The following is a 14,909-nucleotide window of genomic DNA, read 5'->3' on the forward strand; positions in this document are numbered from 1 at the left end:
GACACAACCTCAGGTGATGGAATGAAGCTGCAGCCCGGCTCCGAACGAATTCTCGCGGATAGCAGCACCGACCCGCTGGACGGACAGGTGCGATGGGCACCCGCGAAATCGCTGTGGCTCGGCACCATGACCGCGGTCGCGATAATGTTTGGACCAGTGACGTTCTCGTGGAGCGCATTCGCGCTGTTCATCGCGACCAGCGCGATCACGCTGTGCTTCGGGCATTCGGTCGGCATGCACCGCCGCCTGATCCATGCAAGCTTCGACTGCCCGCTGTGGCTCGAACGGCTCTGCGTCTATCTCGGCACGCTGGTCGGCATGGCCGGCCCCTACGGCATGGTACGGCTGCATGATTTCCGCGACTGGGCGCAACGCCAGGCCGCGTGTCACGACTACTCCTGCCACCGCGCCGGCTTCTGGCGCGATGCCTGGTGGCAATTGCATTGCACGCTGGTGTTGAAACACCCGCCGGTCTTCCGGCTCGAGCCACGGCTCGCCGATGACCGCTTCTACGCCTTCGTCGAGCGAACCTGGATGTGGCAGCAATTGCCCTGGGCGCTGCTGTTCGTTGCGATCGGCTCATGGGGCTGGCTGGTCTGGGGCATCTGCGCCCGCGTTGCCGTCTGCGTCGCCGGTCATTGGTTGATCGGTCATTACTCGCATCGCAAGGGCGGACAGACCTGGATCATCGAGGGAGTCGCGGCCCAGGGCTACAATGTCGGCATCGCCGGGCTGATCAGCATGGGCGAGAGCTGGCACAACAATCACCATGCCTATCCAAGCTCCGCGAAGCTCGGGCTGCTGCCGGGTCAGATCGATCTCGGCTGGTGGCTGATCAAGACGTTCGAGGCCGCAGGACTCGCGAGCAACATCAAGACGCCGGACAATCTTGCGCCGCGCCCGGGCGCGCGTCGGGTCGACAGCGCGGGCAGCGCGGATGCAGTCGCCGGGACATAGCGGCCGCGTATTGGTCCGCACGCCAGTTGCGGATCGATCGCCATCCCGTTATATAGCCCGCGTTGGAAAAGGCAGACTTGGTTTGGTAAGCCCAAGTCCTTTCGGAAACGAAAGCTCTGATCTTCTGCCTCGTGCATGAGATCCCCACGACGAACACCGGACGCCATCGAAGCGTCCATTGTTCGTCCGTGTGGTTCTCAACCCGACGAACCGCTCCGGTCGAACATCGACACAGGAACAGTTCATGCACAACCGCGCCCCCCTTCCCCATGACGTCGTGATTTCCGGTGCGGGCCCCGTTGGCCTGCTGCTTGCCTGTCAGCTGCGGCTCGCGGAGCTCTCGGTGCTGGTGCTGGAGCAGGCCTCAGAGGCGCGCTCGCCGTTGAAGCGGCTGCCGTTCGGCATGCGCGGCCTGTCGGCGCCCACCATCGAGGCGTTCTACCGCCGCGGGATGCTGGACGACATCGCGGTGGCGCAGCGCGCGAACGATGGCTCGGGACACGGCGCATCGAACGCCGCGCATTGGCTGCAACAGCCGCGCCGCCCGGCCGGCCATTTCGCGGGCATCCAGTTTTATCACGACAAGATCGACAGCTCGGCGTGGCCGTTTCGCCTGCCGGGTCCGGCCGGCACCAGCATGGCGATCGATATGGAGTCGCTCGAATCCGCGTTGGCTGCGCGCGCAACCGCGATGGGGATAGAGATCAGGCACGGGCTGGCCGTCGAGGATTTCGAACAGTCGCAGGACGGCGTGACCATTCGCGCAAGTGGCGCTTCCACGGACGCTGGCTGGTCGGGTGTGACGGCGGACGCAGCGCAGTGCGCAAGGCCGGCGGCTACGCATTCGTCGGCACCGATCCCGAATTCACCGGCTATTCGGTCGAGGTCGCGATCGCCGATCCGGACCAGCTCCGCGCGGGCCGCCACTACACGCCGACGGGCATGTACACCTACGCTCCGCCCGGCACCATCGCGATGGTCGAATTCGACGGCGGCGCCTTCCACCGCACCCAGGAGATCACGCTTGAGCATGTGCAGGCGGTGCTGCGCCGTGTCTCCGGCACCGACGTCACCTTGACTGCGCTCCAGCTTGCCACCACCTGGACCGATCGCGCCTGTCAGGCGACGGCTTACCGAAACGGGCGCGTGCTGCTCGCCGGCGACGCCGCGCACATCCATTCGCCGCTCGGCGGCCAGGGCCTCAACCTCGGGCTTGGCGATGCGATGAATCTCGGCTGGAAGCTCGCCGCCACGATCCGCGGCGACGCGCCGGCCAGGCTGCTCGACAGCTATTTCAGCGAGCGGCATCCGGTGGGCGCGCAGATTCTCGACTGGTCGCGCGCCCAGGTCGCGCTGATGCGGCCGCGCCGGAGTTCGCGCGCGCTCGAAGCCATCATCCGCGATCTGATCGAGACGCCCGACGGCGCGACCTACTTTGCCGAGCGTGTGTGGGGTGTTTCGCTCCGCTACGACCTTGGCGGCAGCCATCCGCTGGTCGGCCGCAGCGCACCCGACTTCGAGCTCGCCTGCGGGAGCAGGCTCGGCGAGCGGCTCAGGAATGGGCGCGGACTGCTGCTCGACTTTGACGCGTGCGCTTCCCTGCAAGCCGTTGCAGCTCGCTGGAGCAAGCGGATCACCTATGTCGCAAGCGACGCCCGCGATCGGCTGGGCTTGCGCGGGGTGCTGGTGCGCCCCGATGGCTTCGTCGCCTGGGCCATCGACGCTGCCCCTGACCTCGAGGACGCCGCTCAAGCCATGGCACGATGGTTCGGCGAGGCTGACGCGGCGCATGAACGCGCCTAAGTCCTCGGGCACGGCGCGCGTGAAACTCTCTCGCTCCGTGTCCGGGTTCCCGGCCACAACCGTAACGCCCCGTTAACCCTATCAGCCTTAGGGTCATCGGGGCTCCGAATGGACGGCGGCCGGGTTTGTTGTGATGTCGTTTGCACAGAAGAAAACTACCGTCGTCCCCGTAGCCGAGGAGCGACGGCGCTTCCAGCGCGTCAAGGTGCACCTGCTCGGCCGCTACATGCTGCCCGACCGGCGCGAGTTTCCCTGCCAGATTATCAACATGTCCCCGGGCGGCCTCGCGCTGCTGGCGCCGGGCATCGGCAATGTCGGCGACCGCGTGATCGCCTATCTCGACCATATCGGCCGGGTCGAAGGCCGCATCACCCGGATCATCGACAACGGCTTTGCGATGACGATCGGCGCCACCGCGCGCAAGCGCGACAAGCTCGCCGCCCAGCTCACCTGGCTCGCCAACCGCGACATCCTCAATCTGCCCGAGGATCGCCGCCACGACCGTATCGTGCCGCGCAACCCGATCGCCCTGCTCACCCAGGAGGACGGCACGCGGATGACCTGCCGCATCATCGACCTTTCATTGTCCGGTGCCGCGATTGCCGCGGAGAACCGTCCGCCGCTGAAGTCGCTCGTGATGCTCGGCAAGGTGCAGTCCCGCGTGGTGCGAAACCTCGAGGAAGGTTTCGCCCTCGAGTTCGTCCACGAGCAGTCCGCGGAAACGCTCGAAGAGAGCGTTACCGCGAGGTAAAGCGAAAAGCCGCTCACGCCCCCTTTTTTCAGCCCGCGAAGGCGGCCACCGGTGCACCGGTGGCCGCCTTCGCCGCGTTTGGCCTGGTGAAATCGGCGGTTAACGGCCGGCGCGTTTGGCGCAACAAACCGCACAGGCGCAGCGCGCGCCGAGTTAATGCATAAAATTTGAATCAATTGCAGTTGTTTCAAATTTTATGCGAATTCGATTCAAGTATAGATCGAATTCGCCGCAGGTTTTACGAGTATTCGCGTCAAATCTACTTTGCGTACTTAGCGGCGGCGAAAAAGCTTTGTGCGACACGTGGTCCCAACAAGAAGAACGGGGGCCACAATGTTTGGGTTCAGGGGACAGGGGAAAAGTTTGGCGGTTGCCGCCATCCTGTTTGCGACGTGCGTGTCGGCCAAGGCCGGCGACGTGGTCTACGCCAGCCTGGGTGACGTCGCGCGTTCGCCGATCGGCTGGGTCGAATTCTGCGCCGACAATCCGGGCGAATGCCGCGGCGGCGCGACGCAACCACGCGACATCGTGTTGTCGCAGACCGCCTGGCGCGACCTGGTGCGGGTCAACAAGTGGGTCAACGAGTCCATCAAGCCGATGACCGACATGGATCATTGGGGCGTGATCGAGAAATGGTCGTTGCCATCCGACGGTTACGGCGACTGCGAGGACTACGTGCTCCTGAAGCGCAAGATGCTGATGGACGCCGGCTGGCCCCGCGAGGCGCTGTTGATCACGGTGGTCCGCGACAAGAAGGGCGAAGGCCACGCAGTGCTGACGGTGAAGACCGACAAGGGCGAGTTCGTGCTCGATAACCAGAACGAGAGCATCGTCGCCTGGACAGACACCGGCTACCGCTTCGTCAAGCGGCAATCGCAGAGCGATCCCAATGTGTGGGTCTCGCTCGGCGACAACCGCCCGGCAGTTTCAACGGCAAGCTCGCGCTGAGCAAGAGTTAGGATTTTCGAGTTCGCGACCCGGTCACATCCCCACCCCTCCCCGTCCCAGACCGGTTCGCGCGCGGCCAGGCTTCCCCCAAAGCCTGGCCGCAACCTTTTTGGGGGCGGGAAAGCCTTGACGGATGAAGGTGATCGAGGCTTGCAATGCAGGCCGGCGCGCGTCGCTACGCGAATTGCGTAACCAGCCAGGTCACATAGACGAAGTTCAGCGGTGGAAAGAACATCGCGGTGCTCTTCAAAAGCACTCCGCTGCAGGCAACAGCGCCGCCGCAATCGCCCCAACTGCTCGACAGGCAGTGACCGGCAGCAAAGAGTCCCAGCGCAAACGAAATGCTCTTCCGCCCATCCGTCGCCGTCACGGCATTATCGATGGCATCGAGCATCGGCCCGAAACCGTTCGCGACCGGCCACCAGATCGGCCAGATGAGGGTGCATATGATCTGCTTGACGCCGATCGCGTGCTCGCGATCGCGGTAAAAGGCGCCGATCGTGAAGATGCAGCCCAATGCGTAGACAACGAAAATTGGCAACAGAACCTTGTCGGCACCCATCGCTTCCCCCAGCGTGCTAACAGAACGTAGCAGGGCCTGCTTTGCAGAAGGCCTGCTTAAAAACCTGATCGAAAAAGGTACTAACTGGCCAATATTCTAACTCCGGGCGGGGCCTCCTGCAATCAGTAGGACTTCGGGTGAGGCCCGGTTCCCGACCGCAGGCCTCAGAAGAAACGATCGAGAAAGGACGCAGCCCCGTCCGTGATGCCGACGATCTTGTTGGTGGCCTGGCGATAGAATCTAAAGTTGAGCTCGCGTCCGCCCTCATTCTCGCTGGCAAACAGGACCACGATGTCATCGGCGGCGACGTGCCCGCCGCTATGCATGGTTTTCCGGGCGGTGAAGTTGAACGCCTTCGCCGGTGGATCGGGGATCCCGGTCTTGATCGCAAACGCCATCGCAGGCCCTCCACCGGTTCACTGCGCCATCCGGCATCGGAGACTTGACATGCTGGCCGCAGCGATATTGAATTGAATTCAATTCGGCGGATTGCCAGGCGATGAGCAACCAATGAGCGCGGCGAGCAGCGCGACGAGTCCTGGGACAAGGGAACGGCTGCTCGCGGCGGCGCAAGAGGAGCTCATCGAGGGCCACGGGCAGCTGGAGATGCAGGCCGTCGCCAGGCGGGCGCAGGTGTCGGTGGGGCTCGCCTATCATCACTTCGGCTCCAAGGCGGGCCTGATCGCCGCCGTGGTCGAGGAGTTCTACGGCCGGCTCGATCAAGCGGCATTCGCCGGCGCAAGGCTGTCAGCCGAGAGCTGGGCGGACCGGGAAAGGCAGCGAATCGGGGCCTACGTCGCCTTTCACTACGATCATCCGTTTGCGCCGCTGGTCATCGGACCGCTGAGCCGCGCGTCCGAGGTCCTCGATGTCGAGACCGCCTTCACCAGCCGCCAGCTTGCAGCCGGTGCCCGGATGCTTGAAGCCGCCCGGCGCGACGGGATCGTGTCCAGCGACATCGACCCTCACCTCACCATTGCGCTGATGATCGGCGGCATCCGCCAGGCGCTGATCGGCGCACTGACCGGCGAGCGGCGGCCTGATCCGGCACAGCTGACCGACGATATCTGGGCCTTCATGGCGGCCGCGCTGCGGCTGCCTGCCGAGGCTCAATCCGGGCCGTCAAAGACCATCCGGCGAAGCCGCCCTAACGTTCAACAATAACCGCAATTTCAATGGCCAGCTTGTTCAACCCGCACGATTTTCACCTACCGCAATCGTCCTACACAAGGCCGGATCTGCTGCGATCGAGCGAGGGCGGCTATTTCGGCCCCGGCAACGCCCAGCTGCCGGCGCCACCGATGCTGATGATGGACCGCATCACTGAAATCAGCCTCGACGGCGGCGCCTTCGGCAAGGGCCATGTCGCCGGCGAGCTTGACATTGCGCCCGGCCACTGGTTCTTCACCTGCCACTTTGCCGGCGACCCCGTGATGCCGGGATGCCTCGGTCTCGATGCGATGTGGCAAATCATCGGCTTCTGGCTCGGATGGTCGGGCTCGCCGGGCAAAGGCCGGGCGCTTGGGGTCGGCGAGGTCAAGTTCAGGGGCCACATCACCCCGGACGTCCGGCTGGTCCGCTATGAGGTCGACATCCGCAAGGTCAGGCGCGGCCGGCTGGTGCTCGGCATCGCCGATGGCCGCGTGCTCGCCGACGGCAGCTGCGTCTATGTCGCGAAGGACATGCGGGTTGGCCTCGTCGCGCCCGCGACTTGACCTGCGGCGGCAGGCCCGTCGGCTGGTCGGAAGCCGTCCCGTTTTGGGGCAGCGCGTGCAGTTTTCGGCAAATTTCGCTGTTGCCGCATGGGCCTAGCGGGACCCGGGTTTTGCCCGCGCCGCGGTTGTGCTAATCAAAATCTTTCAATTGATGTCCGGTTCTGGTCGCATGGTCGAACTTGCCCCCCGGAATTCACCAGTCGGCAGCCTGATTGGCGTGCAGCCGATCGCGATCGGCGCCGTGGCGCTGGTGCTCGTGCTGTTCGGGATTGGCTCGATCGCGCTGTGGCGCAGCTTCACCGGCAACGTGCCCGAGACCGACCGCATGGTCGCCGCCCGTCAGTTGCAGGCTAGGACCGCACAGGTCTCCGAGGCCCTGGTGGAGAAAACCAAGGGAATCGAGGAGACCCAGCAGGAAGCGATCGACCAGTTGCAGCTGGTCCAGGACGAGCTGCAGACCATGCGTAAGCAGTTCACGGCGCAGCAGGCCGACGCCAAGAAGCTGTCCGATCAGGTCGCCCAATTGACCGAACAGGTCGAGGGCCTGCGCCAGTCACTGGCGAGCGCACAGGCCAACGAGCCGGCCGCCGAGGCCTCCCCGCGCAAGCGCTCGAAGGCCAGCCGCAGCGCCAGCCGGAAGCGCCACAGATCGCGCGGTTGATCCCTCGCGAGGTCTCCACCGCGCTCCCCAATCGGTCGGCCCCGTAAAATTCCGTAAAACCGACCAAGTGCCCGTTAGCGGGAATTAATCCTGACTTTGTGAACTGGTTCACATATCGGACTTCGAATCCGAGTCATCTTCAAATCACCGGATGGCGTGAGCCGATTTCAATATCCGGGGCTGGCAAGGTCGTTGACGGTATACTACGTCGACGGCCTTGTTCTTTTGAGGGCCCTGGAATGCGGCCCGCCCTTCCCGACTATCATTGGCGCGCTCGGGACAGGTGCACCAGCGCAGCGATGCCCACGGCGGGCTCGAGCTGATCGAACCCCCGCGTGCAGTATTGCGGATTTACCTGATGCGTTCGCCTCTGGCGCGATCAACTCGCAGCCTCAGCCGGGCAAGCTTCGGCTCGAGCTGATGGAGCATGTAGATCAACGCAACGGCGAGACTCGACACAACGACCATGAACAGCAATGTCAGATCAGGAATGGTGAGCATCTCTGATATCCTCTGAGGCCCGGCTCAAATCGCAGCCGGGCCCTTTGTTTTCGCGACGCGTTCACGCATCAACTGCCGCAATGCGAAGCAAGCCGCATACCAGTGCACGACAGCCAACGTCGCCCCAGCATCGCAACACCGAGGCCGCGCCAACCATTCCAGGACCATCACCATGGCAATCGAATGGACCCGCCATGCGTCAGTGGATGGCTCAGTTGCAAACCTGCACGGGGCGGATCTGCCAGCCATACGACGTCAGCATGCGACGGCGAACGACGTAGCAGCCGCCATCACTATAGCCGTTGCCATAACCGTAGCCGTCGTCGTAGCCGTAACCGGCGTAATACGGATTGCCATAGTAGCCGTCATAGTAATCGTAGGCGCCGTATCCGAGTCCGAAGCCAACCGCTGCAGCAGCGAACGGATAGCCCCAGCCGCGCCGGAAGCCGCCGCCGTGCCAACCGCGGCCGGCCCAACCGCGGCCAGCCCAACCGCGGCCGGCCCAACCGCCGCCGCCGATCGCAGCCGAGCGGAAGCCGCCGCCTCCGCCCATGGCGCGGAAAGCGCCGCCATGGAAGCCGCCGAAACCGCCGCCGCCGCGGAAGCCGCCACCACCACCATGGAAACCGCCGCCGCCAAAACCGCCGCGCGCCGACGCGGCGTCGACCGTGAACAGGCCGACCGAAGCCACAGCCAGCAAGGCAATCATCGTTTTACGCAACATCACCCGTTACTCCTTCTTTCCAAGGCTTTTCTTTTCAAGCCTCCTCCGCCGCGTCCCGCGCATGCTAACTCAATGTAGGACCGCAGCTTCCGCCGCGCGCCTTTGTCGCACTCACTTCTACGCGACCGTCGTTCATCGAAAACGCAGCCGGCGAAAAGCTAACAGCCGCGGCAGATGCCGTTCATCCGGCGATCGACCATCCTGTTCTCGTCGGCGATTGCCTTGTCGATGCTTTCGGTCGACGCCGATCCGGTGGTGACGCCTTCACCGCTGTTCAGCCGGCCGGAGGATTGCGCCGTGCCGGCGCTGTTGGTGCCGGGTGGCGGCGACGTGACCTGCGCCGAGGCGGGGCTGGCTGATGAAGGGCTGCCGCTCCCATTGCTTGGGCGACGGTAACCGCAGGCGCCAGCAGAATGGCGATTGTCGCTGACGCGACGGTGGCGGATAGTTTGCGCATGGAATTCTCCCTTGCGGACATCAACGAGTCCGCAAAACGGAGGTTCCGGCAGGCGTTGGAGCAATACAGTTTGGGAGTAATGCAATTTGCGCAAGCTGATCGAGTTTGACGACGACACGTTCGACAAGCTGAAGCAGCTTGGCCGCGACCGGATGGCGACCCTGCAGGAGCTCGCCGACGAGGCCTTCGCCGACCTCTTCAAGAAGCACGGCATCCCGATCGACCTGAAGGATGCGCTGCGCAAGAGCGCACGGCTTCAGGGGGCGGCAAGACTGCAGAAGACAGCAAAGCCAGGCACCGCAGCACCGAAGGGCCTACGCAAGCGCGGCGGGAAGCGCTGAAGGGTCAGCCGATCTTCTTCAGCCCGGCTTTGTACTGCGGGCCCCTGATCGCGTAGGACTTCGCCGGCCGCGACAACGCCTCGATCTGGGCGGCGTCGAGCGTGCGCACCACGCGTGCGGGCGCACCGATGATCAGGGAATATTCCGGAAATTCCTTGCCCTCGGTGATGACGGAGCCGGCGCCGACGACACTGCCGCGCCGGATACGCGCGCCGTTCATCACGATCGATCCCATCCCGATCAGCACGCCGTCTTCCAGCGTGCAGCCATGCACGATCGCGTTGTGGCCGATGGTGACGTGGTTACCGATGGTCAGGGGAAAGCCGGGATCGACATGCAGGGTCGAATTGTCCTGGACGTTGGAGCCCTCGCCGATCTCGATCCACTCGTTGTCGCCGCGCAGCACGGCGCCGAACCAGACGCTCGCCGCGGACTTGAGGCGCACCTTGCCGATCACAACGGCATTGTCGGCGATGAAATAGCTGCCGTCAGCGGGAAGATCGGGCCCCTGCCCGTCGAGTTCGTAGATCGCCATGAAGGTCTCCCTGGAGCGTTTTCAAGCGAAGTGGACACCGGTTCGCGTGAAGAAAACGCGTCAAAACGACAATCCCGCGCTTTCGGTTCTGATTAATCAGAACCGAAGCTCTGGTCAGGACGACCTTGGCACAGCGACTGATGTGGTTTCAAGCAACCGCAGCCATTGATCCGGCGCGGATCGCGACCGGATCAGGCGAGCACGCCGGCAGCGCGCAGCGTCATCATGAAGAAGGTGCCCGACATCAGGCTCCAGAAGCCGGAGATCACGGTTGCCATCATCACGAATTCGAAGCGGCGGCGCTCGATGCGGGCGCCGCGCAGCGTGTTGCGCATGATGATGAACGGTGCGGCGAAGACGAGGAACGGGACCGCGGCAAAGGTCTTCGGCGCCACGCCCTCCTGCAGCAGGCCGAAGCCGGCCGGGCGCTCCGCCATTGCCTGATAGCCGCTGGCCAGCGCGCCGGCGAGCGCGAAGCCAATGAAGAGCGTGAACAGGGAATTCAGGGTATCGGGCGACATCGGCACTTCCGCTACGCAACAGGCCACTCACCCTGCTTCGCAGAATTGGCGGCTGGCCGCCACATCATCCTTAAGGAAAGGTTAACCGGACTGCTCCGGCGCGGCGTTTGCGCATGGCCAATCAATTTGGGATTCCATTGGAATCGTACGGAAATTCCTCGCCTCGTGGCATATTCGGCAGGTGATTCGGCCACTCCCGGCCTGCTCTCAGCTTCGCCCATGACGCTTCTTTCGACGGCCCAGCATCTCGCCCGCGACACCCGCCGCAACCCGCGCGCGCATCTCGCTCCGGTCATCGCCTCGGCAGTGATCGCAGCCGGCGCGATCACGCTCGTCGCCTATCTGTTGTGGCCGACCTACACCACCGCTCCGCCGAGCGATCCGTCGCGGTTGCCGGTGAGCGTCGGCGGCACGCTGTTCAACGTGCCGACCATGGCCGTGCGCATGAAGATTCAGCGCCATTCCGGGCCGCAGGAGCGTGTCGATCTGAGCTTCCTCTATCCGTCGCTGGAGGCGCCTGCCGCGCCGAAGCACTACAGTGCCGACACCGTCGAGGACAAGGTGCAGCCGATCGACCGGATCTTCGTGTCGATCGCGGCGCACCACGATTCACTCGCACCCGAGATGCGGCTGCGCACGATCTATCCGCGCTATCTGGACGAGCGCGCGACGACCGATGACAGCTTGACGACGCGCGCATTCCGCGACGGCACGCCCTATGGCGGCGAGGACCTGTTCACCGCGAGCGAGCCGCAGCTGACCGCGCGCTGCACGCGCGATAGCTCGACGCCCGGCATGTGCCTGAGTGAGCAGCGCATCGAGGGCGCCGATCTGACCTTCCGCTTTCCGCGCGGCTGGCTCGCGCAATGGCGCGACATCGCCACCGCGATGAACCGCCTCTCCGCGCAGATGCACAGCGCGAAGGGTTGAGCCCCGCCCGTCATTGCGAGCCACCCGGTCGGCGCGAAGCCGCGGTATCACCGGCTGCGCGAAGCAATCCGCGGCGGCGCGGGTCGAGGCCGTATTGCCTTTGTCGCTTCGCTGGACTAAGACGTCTTCAGGGGAAGTACGGTCTCCCCTTGAGGCTTCGGTCCAAGAACTGTGCAACGCTCGACTTGTCGAGGTCATGCGCACATGGACGAAAGCAAGCCTCCAACTCCTCCCAGCCAATTTACCTTACGGTCTGCCCCTGCGCGGACCCCGGCGGATATCGATCCTCCCCCCGCAAGGTCAGACGGACTCGTCGCCGGCGAGTGGCAAGATTGGTCTGGGCCAACTCAGCCTGGCCGGGACGATTGCTCCGATGAATCTCCGGTCACCGTCTATCACCGGAGCGGAGAGGAAGTCCGGGAAGGATTCCTCATAGCGCTGCGCGCAATGGGGATCGCAGGATTCGAACAACTTCCCGACCCGGTGGAGCCTCCCGTTCAAGGGTCCGGGCTTTTCGAATGATCAGCGCCCGGTCAGTTCGCATTTCACGACGGCGTCCGCATAGTTCGCGATCTCACGGGAGCCTGGAAATGCCCCATCCCCAACGACGCATGGCCATTGCCGCAGCAACGCTGCTTCTCTCGGGAGTGAATGACATGTCAAATTACGCAATCGGCTTTGAGGGTACCCAGATCGGTGTTGCGCCTGACGGCTGGACCGCCACCGTCACGGGGTCAGGCGATTCAAGATGGACGGTCGAAAGCGATGCGACGGCGCCGTCGAAATCGAAGGTGCTCAAGCAATCCGGCCAAGCGACCTACCCGCTGCTGTTGAAGGACGACACCAGCATCAAGGACGGCTTTGTCGAGGTCATGTTCAAGGCTGTCGCGGGATCTCAGGACCGCGCCGCCGGCATTGTTTGGCGGGCGAAGGACGCGAACAACTACTACGTGACCCGCGCCAACGCACTTGAGGACAACGTCGTCCTCTACAAGACCGTGAACGGCGTCCGAAGCCCGCTCGACATTGTCGGCCGCAAGGGCGGCTACGGAACCGATATCAAGGTGCCGTCCAACACCTGGCACACCCTGCGTATCGACTTCAAGGCCTCGCGCTTCGTTGTATCTTTCAACGGCAAGCAATTGTTCGAGGTGGAGGATTCCACGTTCGGCGATGCGGGCAAGGTCGGGCTTTGGACCAAGGCCGACAGTGTGACGCTATTCGATCAAATCACCTATGGAGAAGCGAAATAGGCAAGCTGGCGACCAGTTGGTAACTGCCAAATCGGCAAGCTCGGGGATTCGCATCCTCCCCATCAGATGGACCTCCATCCAAGCGTGCGTCACCTCGCTTTTGGGGGAACGACCGATGGATGGAATGGGTCTTGTTCTTTTTGTTGTTGCCGCTCTTGCCGGCGGGTTCGTCAGCGGCTTTTCGGGGTTTGCGATGGGACTCGTGGTGTCGGGTGTGTGGCTGCACATCATCACGCCGGTCCAGACCGCGGCGCTGATCGCGGGCTACGGCCTGATGACGCAGGGTTACGGCATCCTGAAATTGCGTCAGGCGCTGAACTGGCACGCTATCTGGCCGTTGTCGCTTGGCACGATGATCGGCATCCCGACCGGGGTGGTCCTGCTCAGCTATCTCAGCCCCGTCTATTTGCGATTTGGTGTCGGTACACTGCTGGCAATTTATGCGATCTACAGTCTGGCGCGGCCGGCGTTCAGCCCGATGAAGATCGGGGTCGCGCCGGACGTCGCCATCGGCCTCGTCAACGGGCTGGTCGGCGGACTCACCGGACTTGGTGGCGTCGTCTCGACCATCTCCTGCCAATGGCGCGGCTGGACGAAGGACGCGCAGCGCGCGGTATTCCAGCCGGTCCTGTTCACCGCCTTTGTGGTGATCTCGCTTTCGATGGGCGTCACCGGCGCCTTCACGACGGAAACCCTCAAATTGTATGGGCTGGGTCTGCCATTTCTGCTCGCCGGCCTCTGGAGCGGCTTCAGGCTGTACGGAAAGATCGATGACGAGATATTCCGCAGGGTGGTGTTGGTACTATTGCTGCTCGCCGGCCTGTCGCTGATCGTGCCAACCTTGCTCTCGCACGGCGCCTGAGTCACGATTCTTGGACCCGGCGACCGGTCGGTCGCCGGCGCGAAGCCTAGGCTTTTCGGATTCATTGATTCCGCGCAGCGGGCGCAGCACGCCAATGCTTATCAGCACCGACGCTCATATACGACGGCGCTGGTGGCAGCGAGGCTGTTCGGCCTTACTCGCTCAGATCTTCTTCCAGGATGGCCATCTGGAACTGGAACGAGCGATCATCGTCCTCGTCGTCGACGAACAGCACACCGATGAACTCCTCGCCGATATAGACCTCGGCCGAGTCGTCCTTCTTGGGCCGCGGCACCACGCGGATCTTGGGATTGCTGAACACGCGTTTGAGATACGCGTCGAGCTTCCTGACTTCCTGAACGTCCACGGCCGTCTCCAATCGGGTCGATGATTTTCGGGGGAGTTTTAGGACGAGACGGCAAAGATCGCCAGAGCCTTTTCGGCCTTTGGCGACGTGATGTTGCGCACACGATTCTTGTTTTGGCGCGTTTCCTGACGCGAACCGGCGCCCACTTCGCTGAAAAGCGCGCCGCGGTCAGAAAACGAGTGAAATCAAAGACCGATCGCGTTGAGCATCTGGTCCATGGTGCGTGACGGCTCCGCACATCCGGCTTCGCCGACGATTTTCGCCGGCACACCCGCAACCGTGACGTTGTGCGGCACAGGCTTGACCACAACCGAGCCTGCCGCGATGCGCGCGCAATGACCGATCTCGATATTGCCGAGGATCTTGGCGCCGGCACCGATCAGCACGCCGTGGCGGATCTTCGGATGGCGATCCTCGTTCTCCTTGCCGGTGCCGCCGAGCGTGACGCCATGCAGGATCGACACATCGTCCTCGATGACGGCCGTCTCGCCGCAGACGAAACCGGTGGCGTGATCGAGGAAGATGCCGCGGCCGATCCTGGCGGCCGGGTTGATGTCGGTCTGGAACACCGCCGACGAGCGGCTCTGCAGGTAGAACGCGAAATCCTTGCGGCCCTTCTGATGCAGCCAGTGCGCGAGACGATGGGTCTGCAGCGCGTGAAAGCCCTTGAAGTAGAGCAAGGGGTCGATGAAGCGCGAGGTCGCGGGATCGCGATCATAGACGGCGACGAGGTCGGCGCGGAAGGCGTTGCCGATATCGGGCGCATCGCGCAACGCCTCGTCATAGGTCTGGCGGATCAGGTCGCCCGACAGCGCGGCGTGATCGAGCCGCTCGGCGATGCGATGGACCACCGAATCTTCCAGGCGCTCATGATGCAGCACGGTCGCATAGATGAAGGATGCGAGTTCCGGCTCGCGCCGCAGGATGTCTTCCGCCTCGCCGCGGATTCGATCCCAGATCGGATCGAGCGCCGCCAGCTTTCCCCCCTGCGGATTGACCTGATGAACTGCCATGGCTGCTC

At 63.7% G+C, this 14,909-nt stretch carries 21 protein-coding genes and 1 pseudogene; 14 read left to right on the forward strand and 8 right to left on the reverse strand.

Features of this window, described 5'->3' with window-relative positions; all coding sequences use genetic code 11:
- Positions 1-21 precede the first annotated feature (21 nt).
- The 5 genes and pseudogenes from G6P99_RS29535 to G6P99_RS29555 all read left to right on the forward strand — a co-directional run bounded on the left by G6P99_RS29535 (position 22) and on the right by G6P99_RS29555 (position 4,459).
- Positions 22-957 carry an acyl-CoA desaturase gene (locus G6P99_RS29535; protein ID WP_029081515.1) on the forward strand — a complete coding sequence of 312 codons (936 nt, stop codon included), beginning with the start codon at positions 22-24 and terminating at the stop codon, positions 955-957.
- Between the two features lie 244 nt (positions 958-1,201).
- Positions 1,202-2,235, forward strand: a pseudogene (locus G6P99_RS29540) (FAD-dependent monooxygenase); the annotation flags it as partial.
- Positions 2,236-2,313: 78 nt separating this feature from the next.
- Complete coding sequence (locus G6P99_RS29545) at positions 2,314-2,760, forward strand: hypothetical protein (RefSeq protein ID WP_334262147.1); 447 nt, start codon at positions 2,314-2,316, stop codon at positions 2,758-2,760.
- A 133-nt stretch (positions 2,761-2,893) separates the two neighbouring features.
- Positions 2,894-3,511, forward strand: coding sequence for a PilZ domain-containing protein (locus G6P99_RS29550; RefSeq protein WP_029081516.1), 618 nt, complete (start codon positions 2,894-2,896; stop codon positions 3,509-3,511).
- A gap of 333 nt (positions 3,512-3,844) precedes the next feature.
- A complete protein-coding gene (locus tag G6P99_RS29555) occupies positions 3,845-4,459 on the forward strand; it encodes a transglutaminase-like cysteine peptidase (RefSeq protein ID WP_029081517.1) in 615 nt (204 codons plus the stop codon).
- 175 nt (positions 4,460-4,634) lie between these two features.
- On the opposite strand, the gene G6P99_RS29560 is transcribed toward G6P99_RS29555, so the two are convergent.
- Positions 4,635-5,021: a hypothetical protein gene (locus G6P99_RS29560; protein WP_029081518.1), complete on the reverse strand. Its 387-nt coding sequence runs from the start codon at positions 5,019-5,021 to the stop codon at positions 4,635-4,637.
- Positions 5,022-5,185: 164 nt separating this feature from the next.
- The gene (locus tag G6P99_RS29565; RefSeq protein ID WP_029081519.1) at positions 5,186-5,419 is read right to left on the reverse strand and encodes a hypothetical protein; all 234 of its coding nucleotides are present in this window, start codon (positions 5,417-5,419) and stop codon (positions 5,186-5,188) included.
- A gap of 112 nt (positions 5,420-5,531) precedes the next feature.
- Between G6P99_RS29565 and G6P99_RS29570 the strand changes: the two genes are divergently transcribed.
- The 3 genes from G6P99_RS29570 to G6P99_RS29580 all read left to right on the forward strand — a co-directional run bounded on the left by G6P99_RS29570 (position 5,532) and on the right by G6P99_RS29580 (position 7,397).
- Entirely contained in the window at positions 5,532-6,185 is a 654-nt protein-coding gene (locus tag G6P99_RS29570; RefSeq protein WP_051346321.1) for a TetR/AcrR family transcriptional regulator, read from the forward strand.
- An 11-nt stretch (positions 6,186-6,196) separates the two neighbouring features.
- Positions 6,197-6,736, forward strand: coding sequence for a bifunctional 3-hydroxydecanoyl-ACP dehydratase/trans-2-decenoyl-ACP isomerase (gene fabA / locus G6P99_RS29575; RefSeq protein ID WP_414645437.1), 540 nt, complete (start codon positions 6,197-6,199; stop codon positions 6,734-6,736).
- 169 nt (positions 6,737-6,905) lie between these two features.
- Complete coding sequence (locus tag G6P99_RS29580) at positions 6,906-7,397, forward strand: hypothetical protein (RefSeq protein WP_029081520.1); 492 nt, start codon at positions 6,906-6,908, stop codon at positions 7,395-7,397.
- Positions 7,398-7,748: 351 nt separating this feature from the next.
- Here the strand turns inward: G6P99_RS29580 and G6P99_RS29585 are convergent, their stop codons facing one another.
- Together G6P99_RS29585 and G6P99_RS29590 are read right to left on the reverse strand one after the other, a co-directional pair.
- A complete protein-coding gene (locus G6P99_RS29585; protein ID WP_165124383.1) occupies positions 7,749-7,898 on the reverse strand; it encodes a hypothetical protein in 150 nt (49 codons plus the stop codon).
- 211 nt (positions 7,899-8,109) lie between these two features.
- Positions 8,110-8,622: a hypothetical protein gene (locus G6P99_RS29590; RefSeq protein ID WP_165124386.1), complete on the reverse strand. Its 513-nt coding sequence runs from the start codon at positions 8,620-8,622 to the stop codon at positions 8,110-8,112.
- 174 nt (positions 8,623-8,796) lie between these two features.
- Here G6P99_RS29590 and G6P99_RS29595 point away from each other — a divergent pair, with 174 nt between their 5' ends.
- Positions 8,797-9,018, forward strand: a complete 222-nt coding sequence (locus G6P99_RS29595; protein ID WP_029081522.1) for a hypothetical protein — start codon at positions 8,797-8,799, stop codon at positions 9,016-9,018.
- A gap of 147 nt (positions 9,019-9,165) precedes the next feature.
- On the forward strand, positions 9,166-9,420 hold the full coding sequence (locus G6P99_RS29600; protein ID WP_029081523.1) for a hypothetical protein: 255 nt from the start codon (positions 9,166-9,168) through the stop codon (positions 9,418-9,420).
- A gap of 4 nt (positions 9,421-9,424) precedes the next feature.
- On the opposite strand, the gene G6P99_RS29605 is transcribed toward G6P99_RS29600, so the two are convergent.
- Positions 9,425-9,955 (reverse strand): gamma carbonic anhydrase family protein, encoded by a 531-nt coding sequence (locus tag G6P99_RS29605; protein WP_029081524.1) that lies wholly within the window; start codon positions 9,953-9,955, stop codon positions 9,425-9,427.
- Here G6P99_RS29605 and G6P99_RS29610 point away from each other — a divergent pair.
- On the forward strand, positions 9,954-10,124 hold the full coding sequence (locus tag G6P99_RS29610; RefSeq protein WP_156928634.1) for a hypothetical protein: 171 nt from the start codon (positions 9,954-9,956) through the stop codon (positions 10,122-10,124). The genes G6P99_RS29605 and G6P99_RS29610 overlap by 2 nt on opposite strands.
- Positions 10,125-10,146: 22 nt before the next feature.
- On the opposite strand, the gene G6P99_RS29615 is transcribed toward G6P99_RS29610, so the two are convergent.
- The gene (locus tag G6P99_RS29615) at positions 10,147-10,476 is read right to left on the reverse strand and encodes a DUF6949 family protein (RefSeq protein WP_029081525.1); all 330 of its coding nucleotides are present in this window, start codon (positions 10,474-10,476) and stop codon (positions 10,147-10,149) included.
- 219 nt (positions 10,477-10,695) lie between these two features.
- Between G6P99_RS29615 and G6P99_RS29620 the strand changes: the two genes are divergently transcribed.
- The 3 genes from G6P99_RS29620 (at position 10,696) to G6P99_RS29630 (ending at position 13,521) form a co-directional block, all read left to right on the forward strand.
- Positions 10,696-11,406, forward strand: a complete 711-nt coding sequence (locus G6P99_RS29620) for a hypothetical protein (protein WP_029081526.1) — start codon at positions 10,696-10,698, stop codon at positions 11,404-11,406.
- 656 nt (positions 11,407-12,062) lie between these two features.
- Positions 12,063-12,659, forward strand: coding sequence for a family 16 glycoside hydrolase (locus G6P99_RS29625; protein WP_165124389.1), 597 nt, complete (start codon positions 12,063-12,065; stop codon positions 12,657-12,659).
- Between the two features lie 124 nt (positions 12,660-12,783).
- A complete protein-coding gene (locus G6P99_RS29630; protein WP_245284702.1) occupies positions 12,784-13,521 on the forward strand; it encodes a sulfite exporter TauE/SafE family protein in 738 nt (245 codons plus the stop codon).
- A gap of 154 nt (positions 13,522-13,675) precedes the next feature.
- Here G6P99_RS29630 and G6P99_RS29635 read toward each other — a convergent pair whose 3' ends face one another.
- Positions 13,676-13,888, reverse strand: a complete 213-nt coding sequence (locus G6P99_RS29635; protein ID WP_024582483.1) for a DUF3126 family protein — start codon at positions 13,886-13,888, stop codon at positions 13,676-13,678.
- Between the two features lie 185 nt (positions 13,889-14,073).
- The gene (gene cysE / locus G6P99_RS29640; RefSeq protein WP_029081529.1) at positions 14,074-14,901 is read right to left on the reverse strand and encodes a serine O-acetyltransferase; all 828 of its coding nucleotides are present in this window, start codon (positions 14,899-14,901) and stop codon (positions 14,074-14,076) included.
- Positions 14,902-14,909 lie beyond the last annotated feature (8 nt).

The organism is Bradyrhizobium sp. 6(2017) (assembly GCF_011058295.2).
In the GTDB taxonomy this organism is placed as follows: Bacteria; Pseudomonadota; Alphaproteobacteria; order Rhizobiales; family Xanthobacteraceae; genus Bradyrhizobium; species Bradyrhizobium septentrionale.

Excerpts from the sequence above, each read along its gene's own strand:
- G6P99_RS29550 (WP_029081516.1), top strand. The coding sequence starts at position 2,894 with ATGTCGTTTGCACAGAAGAAAACTACCGTCGTCCCCGTAGCCGAGGAG.
- G6P99_RS29580 (WP_029081520.1), top strand. The coding sequence starts at position 6,906 with ATGGTCGAACTTGCCCCCCGGAATTCACCAGTCGGCAGCCTGATTGGC.
- G6P99_RS29585 (WP_165124383.1), bottom strand. The coding sequence starts at position 7,898 with ATGCTCACCATTCCTGATCTGACATTGCTGTTCATGGTCGTTGTGTCG.
- G6P99_RS29605 (WP_029081524.1), bottom strand. The coding sequence starts at position 9,955 with ATGGCGATCTACGAACTCGACGGGCAGGGGCCCGATCTTCCCGCTGAC.
- G6P99_RS29615 (WP_029081525.1), bottom strand. The coding sequence starts at position 10,476 with ATGTCGCCCGATACCCTGAATTCCCTGTTCACGCTCTTCATTGGCTTC.
- G6P99_RS29570 (WP_051346321.1), top strand. The coding sequence starts at position 5,532 with ATGAGCGCGGCGAGCAGCGCGACGAGTCCTGGGACAAGGGAACGGCTG.
- G6P99_RS29560 (WP_029081518.1), bottom strand. The coding sequence starts at position 5,021 with ATGGGTGCCGACAAGGTTCTGTTGCCAATTTTCGTTGTCTACGCATTG.
- cysE (WP_029081529.1), bottom strand. The coding sequence starts at position 14,901 with ATGGCAGTTCATCAGGTCAATCCGCAGGGGGGAAAGCTGGCGGCGCTC.
- G6P99_RS29535 (WP_029081515.1), top strand. The coding sequence starts at position 22 with ATGAAGCTGCAGCCCGGCTCCGAACGAATTCTCGCGGATAGCAGCACC.
- G6P99_RS29620 (WP_029081526.1), top strand. The coding sequence starts at position 10,696 with ATGACGCTTCTTTCGACGGCCCAGCATCTCGCCCGCGACACCCGCCGC.
- G6P99_RS29630 (WP_245284702.1), top strand. The coding sequence starts at position 12,784 with ATGGGTCTTGTTCTTTTTGTTGTTGCCGCTCTTGCCGGCGGGTTCGTC.
- G6P99_RS29625 (WP_165124389.1), top strand. The coding sequence starts at position 12,063 with ATGTCAAATTACGCAATCGGCTTTGAGGGTACCCAGATCGGTGTTGCG.
- G6P99_RS29555 (WP_029081517.1), top strand. The coding sequence starts at position 3,845 with ATGTTTGGGTTCAGGGGACAGGGGAAAAGTTTGGCGGTTGCCGCCATC.
- G6P99_RS29565 (WP_029081519.1), bottom strand. The coding sequence starts at position 5,419 with ATGGCGTTTGCGATCAAGACCGGGATCCCCGATCCACCGGCGAAGGCG.
- fabA (WP_414645437.1), top strand. The coding sequence starts at position 6,197 with ATGGCCAGCTTGTTCAACCCGCACGATTTTCACCTACCGCAATCGTCC.
- G6P99_RS29595 (WP_029081522.1), top strand. The coding sequence starts at position 8,797 with ATGCCGTTCATCCGGCGATCGACCATCCTGTTCTCGTCGGCGATTGCC.
- G6P99_RS29610 (WP_156928634.1), top strand. The coding sequence starts at position 9,954 with ATGAAGGTCTCCCTGGAGCGTTTTCAAGCGAAGTGGACACCGGTTCGC.
- G6P99_RS29590 (WP_165124386.1), bottom strand. The coding sequence starts at position 8,622 with ATGTTGCGTAAAACGATGATTGCCTTGCTGGCTGTGGCTTCGGTCGGC.
- G6P99_RS29545 (WP_334262147.1), top strand. The coding sequence starts at position 2,314 with ATGCGGCCGCGCCGGAGTTCGCGCGCGCTCGAAGCCATCATCCGCGAT.